Below are 12,426 nucleotides of genomic sequence, written 5' to 3'. Positions count from 1 at the left end.
CTTTGATACTCGTGAACGAGTCTTTTAGCTCCGTTCATCCACCTTTGATACTCGTTAATGAGTCTTTGATACTCATTGACGGCAATTGTCGCAATGTCCGCAACGCAGGTTAGCTGCTTCTTTGTCAAAACCAAAGGCATTTAACAAAAACTGCCAACGACACTGCTTAGTTGTTAGGTATTGCTGCATCTGTTTAACAGCGTGTAATTGCGTCGGTGGCTGATTTCCGGCTTTTTGCCCAATACTGTAATGGAAAGGATCAAGCCAGTTTAGCTGACCGTTGCTATGGAGTAAAGCTAGCGCCGTAGCACCTTCGGGAAATTGTCGAGTTACAGCATTCACTTCTCCCTGTTTGGGTAATTTTTTCACAAGTTGCTGCGCTATTTGTTGTTGCGATCGCATTTGTTCTTGAAAAAACTCCTGTCTTTGCTTATCCCCTGAATCTAACCACCCTGTAGGTTCACTTACCAATGTCAACGCTTGGGCTGGTTTTCCATCCCTTCCAGCGCGGCCAATTTCTTGCACATATTCAGAGAGGAGATGTGGCGCGTGAAAATGTGCCACCCAGCGAACATCACTTTTATTTATCCCCATACCAAACGCACAGGTACACACAACAAAGGGGATTTTGCCAGTTAACCAGCTTGCTTCTACTTCACGGCGTTCGGTTGCACCCAATCCCGCATGATAACTAGCTGTGGCATAACCCATCTCTGCTAACCATTCAGCTAAATCTTCGCTATCTCGCCGAGTGCGAACATAAACTAATCCCGATTGTTGCGGTCTATTTTGAATAAACTTTAATAATTGTTGTTTTCTACCTCGTGGTGTCCAAGCAATGCGAACGCTGGGATGCAAATTAGGACGGTAGGGATTCAAGCGAAAAATCTCTGGTTGCTGTAATTGTAAAACTGTTTGAATAATTTTTTGGGCTGAGGGGTCAGCAGTAGCAGTAAAAGCGGCGATACTGATTTTTGTTCCTGGTGGTTTTGATTTGAGCAATGCCGGACGCACTGCCCCTAATCTGCGATAAGCTGGGCGAAAAGTATCACCCCACTGTACTAAACAATGAGCTTCATCTAAAATCAAACCATTAATTTGCAATTGCGGGTGACATAATCTTTCCCACACTGGCGCACTTAGCAAAGTTTCTGGCGATAAATAAAGTAATCTTAGCTGTTGACGTTCTAAAGCTTGCAGAGTTACACGGCGTTGAGATGAAGACAATTCACTATGCAAAAGTGCTGCTTTTTGATGGCTTTGTAGTAGTTCCTGTACTTGATTTTCCATCAACGCCACCAAGGGCGAAACTACTAAAGTTAATCCTGTTTGTAGGAGTGCAGGAAGTTGAAAACAAATCGACTTTCCTCCACCCGTAGGCATAATAATCAGCGCATCTTTCTGTGCCAATAAACTGCTGACAATTTCTCCCTGTGGCGGACGGAAATTTTCATAACCCCAGATTTTTTTAAAAGCAGCAAGAACTTCTTGCCAAGATTTTGTTGTAGGCTGATTCATAATCAATAGTAGATGCACCAATATCCTTGAATATTGAATATAGCCTCTGCTATCCAGCTAATGGTTCAGTAATTTCATCATCTTAGTTTGCAAAGCACTGACTGTAATAATGAATTAAAATGAATTATTATGCATCAACATATTGAATAAAAAATTCAGCTAAATGAACGAAGAATTAAAACACAAATTTTACATCAGCACTGATAAATCTAAATTAGATACTCAAATGATTCATGATTTTTTACAAACTTCCTATTGGGCTGAAAACATCCCGTTAGCTACTGTTGAAAAGTCAATACAAAACTCTTTATGCTTTGGACTTTATGAAGATAATCAACAAGTTGGCTTTGCCAGAGTCATAACTGATTATGCAACTTCTGCATTATTAAAAGATGTTTTTATTCTAGAGCCTTATCGAGGACAGGGTTTAGGAAAATGGTTTGTAGAATATATTTTGGAATATTCAGAACTGCAAGACGTGCAAAGGTGGTTGTTAGGGACAAAAGATGCTCATGGACTTTATCGCCGTTATGGTTTTAAAAATTTGACAGAGCCGGAAAAAATCATGATGCGTTTAAATCCTAATACTGATCAAGCATAAGTAAGAGCATATTTTAAAAGTATTAAACGAGTAGAAGTCGCTACTACACAAATATACGTGCTTTGCCGCTTACCGCAGGGTAGTCCATGCAGTTGGAATACCACAAAATCAAAGTTTTGCTAACCTACGGAAACAGGTTTTGTCTGTATAGCCGCGACTTCTAGTCGCCAAAGCTATTGATTTTGCGAATGGAAAGGACAACCACCTGCCGTTAATTTCTGAAGAAAGACATTATTATCAAAATAATGCTCTAAAGACTCAATCTTCAAATCATCAGTCACACGAGCAATACTAACTCCTACGATTTCTATAGTTTCACCTGTGGGTGCATAGTCTTTATAAGAACCATTAAATGTTCCCCAATGTCGCCACTTAAAGGTTACATTAGGCGGCCCGGAAAGGATTTCTGTTAATTCCCAAAGGAAGCCATTAGGAAAAGCATTGTGAAAAACTTGGAATGACGATTCAAATGTTTCTGTTTCAGAGCTATACTGCTCACTTTCACCTAAAAACAGATTATAAGTCCCTTCGGTTGCAACATCCTGAGCAGTGAATTGTTGTCCCCCATTGGTACTCATCTTAAACTTATCAGTAACAATCGAAAGCCACTGTTCAGGATTAGATTTATTAGAAGCTTCCATCTCAAAATTTCGGACTAAGTTTTGAGCGATCGCTTCTAAAGAACCTTCTGGATGCTGAAATTTACTCTCTTGATGAAGAAATTCATTGGTGTAAGAATAATCCGGGCGTTTTCCTTCTCGCCACTGTACTTCTTCATCATGAGCAATGACTATATCTCTATCTTGTAACCAGAGTGGCAATTCTGTTGTTTTTTCGCTACTCATACAAGTTGACTGATTATAAACATCGTTTTTCAGAATAAAGTTTTATGCATACAAGTCAATCAAAAAATTCAAAAAAGTAAACAATATTCATAATTAAATCAAATCTAATTGCATTACATTCCCTTCAGAAAAACCGAGGCTAGAGTAAACTGGTTTACCTGATGGCGAGGCGTTAAGAACTACTCGCGTACAAGCGATCGCTTTTAAATATTCAATTGCTCTATTAGTTAAAGATTTGGCAATTCCTTGTCTGCGGTAAGATTCTTCAACATAAACGCCCCAAATATATCCAAATTTGCGGTATTCATCTTTGAAAACATTGGGGTATAAACCTGCAAATAGTTGACAACTTACAGAACCCACAACTGTATTATCAACCTCTGCAACAAAAGCCTTGTAAAACAAATCTCGACGCGATTCTTCTATAAATTGGAGGGTAATATTCTGCGACTCTGGAAGAATATTACTCTCATCAACACCAATATCTAGCCACATTTGATAAAAGTGTTGTGCAATAACTGAATCTTCTTTGATAGTGCCTTCTCTAATAATGAGATGTTTTTCTGTCAGCATAATTTCCAACGATTTTTTGGAACTCACAAATAACTCCTCCCCAAAGTTGGCTACCGTGTACACAGAAGTCGAATTACCCCCCTTAGCAAGGGGGGAAACAAGAAAATCTATCAAGTTCCCTCCCCTTTGCAAGGGGAGGGTTAGGGTGGGGTAAAACCCTGATTAATCATCTATTTCAGACTTTCTGTGCAGTTACTTCCTCTAGCTTTTCTTGAGTTTGCAAAGATGCATACAACCTATTCAACGCATTTACATAAGCTTGCGCGGATGCCACAATGATATCTGTGTTCGCTGCATGACCAGAAAATACTTTAGATTCATAACGTAAACGAATCGTCACTTCGCCAATGGCATCAATACCAGCTGTTACTGACTGCACAGAAAACTCAATCAACTCGTTGGGCACATTCACCACCCGGTTGATGGCTTTGTAAACTGCATCCACTGGCCCAGTACCGATCGCAGCATCGGTTAATTCTTCACCTTCTGGGGTACGCAGGGTAACTGTAGCAGTAGGGCGGGCGTTGCTACCACAGGAAACTTGCACCAACTCTACCCGGAACAAATCGGGTGCTTGTTGGATTTCATCGTTAACGATCGCTTCCAAATCCCAATCAGAAATTTCTTTCTTTTTATCTGCTACTTCTTTGAATCTAACGAAGGCTTTATTTAACTCGGTATCTGACAGTTCAAAGCCCAATTCTTTCAACCGAGTCCGGAAAGCATTTCTACCTGAATGTTTGCCCAAAACTATTTGATTGTCTGTTAAGCCAATCAATTGGGCATCCATAATTTCGTAGGTGAGTTTGTTTTTTAACACCCCATCTTGGTGAATCCCAGACTCATGGGCAAAGGCATTTGCCCCAACGATTGCTTTATTTGGTTGTACTAACATTCCCGTCAAATTAGAAACTAAGCGTGAGGTTTTGTAAATTTGTCGGGTGTCAATATTTGTCAGCGATTCTTGAGAATCTTCTGGTCTGCCGAGATAAGGGTTAAAATATTGTCGCCGCACGTGCAACGCCATTACCAATTCTTCTAGTGATGCATTTCCGGCTCGTTCGCCAATGCCATTGATGGTACATTCTAGTTGCCGTGCGCCGTTTTTGACGGCTTCTAAGAAGTTAGCAACTGCCAAGCCTAAATCATTATGACCGTGAACGGAAACAATGGCTTGGTCGATGTTGGGGACATTTTCGATAATGCCCTTAATCATGGCTCCAAATTCGCTAGGAGTTGTGTAACCGACAGTATCGGGAATGTTAACTGTTGTTGCACCAGCTGCGATCGCTCGTTCTAACACTTGATACAGAAATTCTGGATCGGTACGAGCCGCATCCATCGGCGAAAATTCGATATCTGTCATGAAGGACTTGGCATAGGCTACCATTTCTTCGGCGATCGCTAACACTTCTGCCCGTGACTTCCGCAACTGATACTCTAAATGAATATCAGAAGTCGAAATAAATGTGTGAATCCTGGCATTAACTGCTGGTTTTAATGCTTCAGCAGCCGCTTCAATATCTGCTTTAATGGCTCTTGCCAAACTACAAACTACCGGGCCATTTTCTATCCCAACAACTTGAGCAATCTTCTTGACTGCTTCAAAATCTCCGGGACTAGCAAAGGCAAAGCCAGCTTCAATTACATCTACACCCAGACGCGCTAATTGTTTGGCAATAACTAGCTTTTCGTCTATATTTAAAGTCGCTCCGGGACATTGCTCTCCATCTCGCAATGTTGTATCAAAAATGATGATTCGATCGGTTTTGTTTGTCATTTGCCTTTTGTTCTTTAGTGTTTACGTGTAGCTCAATATATCTTCAACCTTAGTTTTTCTTTTACTCTTACTTTTGTAAATAATTGCTAAGGATATTAACCTTCAGTTTTTTCTATTTGATCTCTGATATCATTTAAATCTATATATCTATCAGTAGCGTTGCGTAACTCTCTAGCGATCATTCCTTCAGTTGATACTACCGTAATATGTGTATTTTTTGAGCGTAATAGTTCGATTGCTCTTTCAAAATCCCCATCACCACTGAATAATACTACTCGGTCATACTGGTCTACTGTATTAAACATATCTACAACAATTTCAATATCTAAATTCGCTTTTTGCGAGTAGCGACCGGAAGTATCATCATAATATTCTTTAAGGATTTTAGTTCGTACTGTATATCCTAGACTAATTAGAGCATCTCTAAAACCTCGCTGATCTTGCGGGTCTTTTAAGCCAGTGTACCAGAAGGCATTAATTAATGTTGTTTCTGATTGCTCATGTTTGAAGTATTCTAAGACTCGCCGCGGGTCAAAAAACCAGCCATTTTTTTGTTGAGCATAGAACATATTGTTTCCGTCTACAAAAATAGACAGACGATTCATTGGAGAACCCATACAAATTTACACCTAATAATATATATGAATTTAGATGGAACAATAGATTATAGCAATTTTCAAATGCCTTGTTTGCTAATATCTATAAAGTAGCTCTTTATCTATAGCTTTTATCCTACCTCTTTCAAGGCATAAAAACGGATGCAACATTGGAGTTGAGATCCTGGGTGCTAACCGTATTCACCTCCGACACTACAAGAGTCACCCGATGATCAAAATCTACCAATAAAATTGACCCAGTAACAGCATTCATCGCTGCATAACACTAAAGTTTACTCCTAAAGAGGTATAGCATAGGCTTAAGGTAGGATATAAGTTAATGCCCATCTTTAGGTAAAGCTTTCAGTCTCAGGACACGCTTTGTAGGGAGTACCAATATTGCGCCAAAGACAAAAGACGGAATTGGGACAGCTTTGGGTAGAGCACCCAGTTAGAAGCGTACTTGTTGGTTAGCTTAGGGTAAAATCTCACCACAACCAAATGCACAGGCAGAGGATATCTGGATCTGATCTATGAGACAATCACTAGTTGTAACTCATTCAACAAAAAAATAATAATTTAAGTGGTGCTTGAGTAGAAATTTCTTGGGGACTAGCTCTGCCAATAGAAGTTTGTTGATGAATAGAAGATACTTTACAAATGTATAAGATTATCATTTAAGTCTTATTTCAATGTGCTTACACTAAAACGTGGTCTGAATAAATAAAAGTGTTGGACTTAAATCAATTAGTAACACGACATGGCAGAAGAACCTACATCTACCTTAACTAAAAACTATGTCTCTGCTGCAAATAGACACTCAAGTAAACCGACAAAAGTAACTTCGACTGCATCGCTTCGCCAGTCCAGGTGGATGGTTCGCTTAGGTCATCTACTCGCTGGCGCTTGGGTAATGGGGGCAGCAGTTGTTAGTGCTTCTGGTTGGGAAGTGGTTCAATTGCTGGATAATCAGGTGTTTTCTGGCTTTATGCAAGTGCGTGGGCCGATAGTGCCTCCAGAAGATATCGTAATTTTAGCAATAGACGATCAGTCAATATCAGTTCCCGAACAGTACTATAAAACAGATCCAAAACAGTATGCCTACCTAGAAACACTGAAATCTTTTCCTTATCAGCGTGCTGCTTATGGCCAGGTAATCACAAAATTAATCAAAGCCGGTGCCCGCTCTGTAGCTGTAGATGTTGTTTTTGACTCAGCAAGCAGTTATGGAGCTAATGACGATCGCCAACTTCAGGCAGCATTGCAAAAATATGGTCGCAAAGTTACCTTAGCAGCTATCTATGAAAATTCTGAAACGCACCAAGGGTATTTTACGCAGCTGACAGACCCACAACAAATGTTTCGCACCGGGTCAGTGTCTATTGGCTCAGTTAATTTTCCTTTAGAAGTTGATGGAAAAGTTCATCGATTAGCGAGTGAGTTTCCCAAGTTATTAGGTGAAGATAATTTATTTAGCAAGAAGCGGCTATCCTTTGGTGAAGCAGCGCTGAGGGCAGCACAAGTAAATTATCCCCGACCAAAGGGCGATCGCATTTATTTTTGGGGGTCTGCTGGTACATTTGAGCAAATACCCTTTTGGCACGTATTCGACCCAGAAAACTGGAACACCTATTTGCAGCAGGGAAAGTTCTTTAAAGACAAAATTGTGCTGATTGGTGCAACAGATAAGTTAAACAATGATTATCATCCAGTCGCCGTTAGCAGTATCACTCAACCCATGTCAGGCGTGGAAATTCACGCCAATGCGATCGCAACTTTGATGACAGGTAAAGCGATCGCTCCAGGAATTAAAAATCCACCATTGCGGGGTTTGTTTGTGCTAATTCTAGTTGGCAGTACAGCGTTGATGATTAAAAGACGCAAGCGTAGCATCAATAGATTTCTGTATAGTCTCGCCCTGTCTAGCACTTGGTTAGTAATTAGTTATGGGTTCTTTGTCTATGGTCAGTTAATTTTTCCCACTACAGTACCAGCATTAGCGATCGCGATGATCGGACTTTGCTACCTGGGAACCTCAGTAATGAGGGAAAGCATCAGAAAACGCCAATTAGTAGATATTTTTCAGAAGTATAAAACTTCCCCCGTTGTCCAAGAGATTATCAGTCAACAATATGACTTACAATACCTAATCCAACAAAGGGATTTAGCCCTATCAGGAAAAATACTGGCTGGACGCTACAAAATTGTTAAAGTTCTCGGTTCCGGTGGATTCAGCGAAACCTACATTGCCGAAGATACCCAACGTCCTAGTAATCCGCGATGTGTTGTCAAACAACTCAAACCAGCCAACACTAAACCAGAAGGATTACAACTTGCTAGGCGTTTATTTAACTCAGAAGCCCAAACATTAGAAAGATTGGGAACACACGAACAAATCCCTCAACTTTTGGCGTATTTTGAAGAAGATGAAGAATTTTATCTAGTGCAAGAACAGATAATTGGTCATCCTCTAAGTCAGGAACTACCAACAGGTAGAGCAATTAATGAAATTGCAGCGATCAAAATTGTCAGGGACTTATTGCAAACATTAACATTTGTCCATGAAAACTACGTGATTCATCGGGATATTAAACCCAGCAATATCATCCGGCGACACTCAGACGGAAAACTGGTATTGATTGACTTTGGCGCCGTCAAAGAAGTCAGCATCAAACAACTTGATGAGCAAGAGCAAACCCCTTTCACCATTGGCATTGGTACTCAGGGTTACGCACCAAGCGAACAATGTTTTGGGCGTCCACACTACAGTAGTGATATCTATGCAGTCGGCATGGTTGGGATTAAAGCCCAGCCCTTTCAACGCGAACAAATGAACTATATGCTCTTTTTGATAATTCAAGTTGTGAATTGCTAGAAAAAAGGCATTTTTTAGCAATTACAACGGTTCAAACTATTGAATTAGATAAATTCATACATGAATTTATTAAAGTTCAGTAATGCAATCATATATTAAGAGATTTAAGAAGCTAAAATCATGATTTTTTACAAAAAATAAATAATAAAATTTCTCTGCTTGTACCATTTTTTACATCAGGTAAGCCAGTATATTTAATCAGTTATGTAGTCGTGATTAACTGCTTTTTTTATGAATTATTGTACTGTTCTAAGAGTCGATTAGTTGAAATATGTCCCTGTTTACTATTATAAATTACTGGTAATTTCGGCTTCTTTTTTCCTCTAGTCGCTTTGACAAACTGTTTGAGATTAACACCCGTTGCCAATTGTTGTAAAAGTTGTGCGATTCTGACTATTGAAACAGTTTTGAATATCTCCCACTCCGAAGCTGGAATTGCAATCATCATTCCTCTATATGTACCTTGAATCTCATCAACTAAATAAAAATCAGATAAACCAGCTTCAATTTTTTCAACTCCATGTACACCCCCTAGAGCGGCTCTTAATGTTGCGAGTATATTGTACGCAACTAACGCCATTGAAAATGAAAATAAAGCTGCTTTTGGATAAGCTAGAGTTTGAATTTCACCGTTGAAATTTTTAGTTACTGTTTGAAATAGGCTTTCTAGAGTCCAACGATTACGATATATTTCAGCTATTTTCGCTGCTGGTACAGCGCTTGGTAAATTGCTGAAAATTGCTATTTCCCATTCTTTATCTCGCGTTGCGACAAATAACTTTACTACAACCCGCCTTAATGTTAAAGCTTTCCCTTCGTAATTTATTTCTACCTTTTGCTCAAATAATTCTCCGGTTTCTGTTGAGCCTAATGGTTTTAATTCCTCTAGTTCTTTAAATCCCATCCCCTTATGTTGTCTGATTACAAAAGATGCTTTCTTCTCTTGAATCGTAAACAAAAACTTTAATGTACAAAAATTCCTGTCTCCACACCATAAATCTTGTGGCAAAACTTTCTTTAATACTGAGTCAAATTCGGAACGTTCTTGTGCATGACCGTCTTCAATGAGAAAAATATCTGTGACTAATTTTGACAATGGTTCGAGTACTACTATCGCTTTCCCCGGTAGTGCAGATGCCGCTAGATTTCGGATTGCTTTTAGTCTGTGGTCTGTTCCTTTCAAACAAGTCCCATCTACTACTTTCATGCAATACCCTGGCAATATATTTGCTTGCTCTCCACCTACTAATTTCACTAATTCAACTAAGTCTTGTGCTGTTTCTCTTATTAATGCTTGACTTACCCCCACCTCAACACCACAAAGCTTGTTATACAATGCTGTTGTACTTACACTTAAATTCGCTGCCCTCGCTTTATAAGCTGCATGAACTGATTTCTGCATTCCACATACCACCAAGCTCATCAAATCTACAAGACTTGAAAATAGCAAATCTTGTTGGTACTGCACCTGAGCATGTCTTCTAAATAACCCATCCATCCGCTCAGATGCAAATATATGTGACATTAATGCTTGTGCCATCACGCTTACTGGACTTTCTTTTACAAATTGCTCAAAGATGGAGGACAGCATTTTTAAGCACCCTGGTACTAATATGCCAAGGATACCTTGAATTCATCTTCATAACCTATATTAGGAGCGGGTTTTAGCCTTGGCTTTAGTAGTTCATTTGTTCGCATTGAAAGGGCTGGGATTAAAGCCTTGACTGGTATCGCACCCCGCGATCTAGAAAGAGATGCTGACGGTGAGATCAAATGGAGCGATGTCTACGGCGGTAAACTACGCTCTCAAGTGAGTCACTCCCTAGCTAAGATTTTCAGTAAAATGGTACTGGATGACTTCAAAGAGCGATATCAGTCTGCATCAGAGGTTCTTAAGGATCTTGAAGCTTTTGAAGCTTTTGACGATTTGAGAAGCACTCAAAGCAGATACCATATCCCAGAAGATGACTCATCAATGAATACTTTAGCCGAATTAGATCCTCCCACAAAATCTCCCTCAGAACCATTCTCAGAAACTCCTTGAACAGGAAGCGGGAACAGGGGTAAGCGGAGAAAATATTTTAAATTTCTCCGCATCTTCTTGAATCAATCCTGCACATGATTTAATTTAACGACAGAAATTCTTCTCCTGCTGTGGGATGAATGCCTATAGTTTCATCAAAGTCTTCTTTAGTAATGCCTTTGCGAATTGCCACGCCGAGACTTTGAATGATATCTGCTGCGTGTTCACCCACCATGTGGGCACCCAAAACTTGCCCAGAATCAGCATTTACCACTAACTTCATAGTAGTTGACTGACTTTGTTCGATTAACCGAGACAACAGTGGTTGAAATTGGGTGTAGTAGCATTCTACAGATTCACCAAATTTTTCCCGTGCCTCCGCCTCTGTCATCCCTACACTAGCCACTTCTGGACGACAAAAAACAGCAGAGGGGACATAATCATAATTTAGTTTTTGCGGCTTGTTACCAAAAACTGTATCGGCAAAAGCAATACCTTCTGCCTTAGCCACTGGAGACAATTGCACGCGGCTGGTGCAGTCACCCACAGCAAAAATATTTTTTTGGCTGCTGCGACTATATTCATCTACTTTAATGGCACCATCTTCGCCAAGTTCAACACGGGCATTTTCCAAACCAAGATTTTTGGTATTTGGAGCGTAACCTGTGGCAACTAAGATAGTATCTGCTGTAATTATTTCCCGTTTCTTACCAGTAATAGTTAACAACAAACTCTCATCTGAGTATTTGATTTCTTGAACGGTGCTGTTGGTAAATAATTTAATTCCGCGTTGACTCAAACCCTGTTGTACCGCAGAGCGAATATCATCATCAAACCCCGATAAAATCATCTCGTCTTTTTCAATTACCGTCACCTGGCAACCAAAAGCGTGCATCATGCTGGAAAATTCTACGCCAATGTAGCCACCGCCAATAATTGCTAAACGTTTCGGCAAATAAGGTAGCTGAAACATCTCGCGGGATGTGATGGCATATTCTATACCAGGGATTTTGGGCTTGAGGGGTTGCCCTCCCACAGCAATTAAAATTTTATCTGCTGTAACTTTGCGTCCATCAACATTGATCGTATGGGCATCGATGAAAGTGGCATGGTGAGAAATTAATTCAATCCCAGCTTTGTGCAATTGCTGAAAATATGATTGATTAATGGTGTCAATATGCTGATGTACTGACTTAATAAATAATGTCCAGTCAAAGTATGTTTGACAGTCACTCCACCCATAACTGTGCGCTATTTTATTTTGCAGGGCGAAGTCAGCGGCGTAAACAATCAGTTTTTTCGGAACGCAACCGCGATTTACACAAGTCCCACCGAGGGATTCTTGTTCGGCAATAGCGACACGTACACCGTAACTAGCTGCTTTTTTAGCTGCTGCCAATCCCCCAGGCCCAGCACCAATGACAAACAAATCGTAATCAAATGTCATAAAAATCTGTTCCTTTTTCACTTTTTGGAAAGCAGAGCTATTTCATCCCTTATAGTTATTCAGACAAAACTTAATCTACTGTCTTTGGGTGGACAAATTGAGATCAAACCATCCTGATATGTAGCAGATTGCTGCTTTCCTAGCAATTAGATTCAAAAGGAACAGCGT

At 39.9% G+C, this 12,426-nt stretch carries 10 protein-coding genes; 3 read left to right on the top strand and 7 right to left on the bottom strand.

Annotated features, from left to right (window positions below):
• Positions 1-72: 72 nt before the first annotated feature.
• Entirely contained in the window at positions 73-1,518 is a 1,446-nt protein-coding gene (locus tag RRG12_RS16490; protein ID WP_420760037.1) for a RecQ family ATP-dependent DNA helicase, read from the bottom strand.
• Between the two features lie 163 nt (positions 1,519-1,681).
• Between RRG12_RS16490 and RRG12_RS16485 the strand changes: the two genes are divergently transcribed.
• Positions 1,682-2,119, top strand: coding sequence for a GNAT family N-acetyltransferase (locus tag RRG12_RS16485; protein ID WP_069070688.1), 438 nt, complete (start codon positions 1,682-1,684; stop codon positions 2,117-2,119).
• Positions 2,120-2,292: 173 nt separating this feature from the next.
• Here the strand turns inward: RRG12_RS16485 and RRG12_RS16480 are convergent, their stop codons facing one another.
• The 4 genes from RRG12_RS16480 to RRG12_RS16465 all read right to left on the bottom strand — a co-directional run bounded on the left by RRG12_RS16480 (position 2,293) and on the right by RRG12_RS16465 (position 5,934).
• Positions 2,293-2,964: a SnoaL-like polyketide cyclase gene (locus tag RRG12_RS16480; protein WP_069070687.1), complete on the bottom strand. Its 672-nt coding sequence runs from the start codon at positions 2,962-2,964 to the stop codon at positions 2,293-2,295.
• Positions 2,965-3,057: 93 nt separating this feature from the next.
• A complete protein-coding gene (locus RRG12_RS16475) occupies positions 3,058-3,537 on the bottom strand; it encodes a GNAT family N-acetyltransferase (RefSeq protein ID WP_420760067.1) in 480 nt (159 codons plus the stop codon).
• A 175-nt stretch (positions 3,538-3,712) separates the two neighbouring features.
• On the bottom strand, positions 3,713-5,317 hold the full coding sequence (locus tag RRG12_RS16470; protein ID WP_420760036.1) for a 2-isopropylmalate synthase: 1,605 nt from the start codon (positions 5,315-5,317) through the stop codon (positions 3,713-3,715).
• Between the two features lie 95 nt (positions 5,318-5,412).
• Entirely contained in the window at positions 5,413-5,934 is a 522-nt protein-coding gene (locus RRG12_RS16465) for an NYN domain-containing protein (protein ID WP_041565194.1), read from the bottom strand.
• Positions 5,935-6,673: 739 nt separating this feature from the next.
• Here RRG12_RS16465 and RRG12_RS16460 point away from each other — a divergent pair.
• Positions 6,674-8,788: a CHASE2 domain-containing protein gene (locus RRG12_RS16460; RefSeq protein ID WP_420760035.1), complete on the top strand. Its 2,115-nt coding sequence runs from the start codon at positions 6,674-6,676 to the stop codon at positions 8,786-8,788.
• Positions 8,789-9,017: 229 nt separating this feature from the next.
• Here RRG12_RS16460 and RRG12_RS16455 read toward each other — a convergent pair whose 3' ends face one another.
• Positions 9,018-10,379, bottom strand: a complete 1,362-nt coding sequence (locus RRG12_RS16455; RefSeq protein WP_420760034.1) for a transposase — start codon at positions 10,377-10,379, stop codon at positions 9,018-9,020.
• A gap of 129 nt (positions 10,380-10,508) precedes the next feature.
• Between RRG12_RS16455 and RRG12_RS16450 the strand changes: the two genes are divergently transcribed.
• The gene (locus RRG12_RS16450; protein ID WP_420760033.1) at positions 10,509-10,832 is read left to right on the top strand and encodes a hypothetical protein; all 324 of its coding nucleotides are present in this window, start codon (positions 10,509-10,511) and stop codon (positions 10,830-10,832) included.
• Between the two features lie 79 nt (positions 10,833-10,911).
• Here the strand turns inward: RRG12_RS16450 and gorA are convergent, their stop codons facing one another.
• Positions 10,912-12,258: a glutathione-disulfide reductase gene (gene gorA, locus RRG12_RS16445; RefSeq protein WP_420760032.1), complete on the bottom strand. Its 1,347-nt coding sequence runs from the start codon at positions 12,256-12,258 to the stop codon at positions 10,912-10,914.
• Positions 12,259-12,426 lie beyond the last annotated feature (168 nt).

The sequence above is a fragment of the Nostoc sp. CALU 546 genome (genome assembly GCF_048836525.1).
This window is presented reverse-complemented; position numbering and strand designations above follow the sequence as displayed.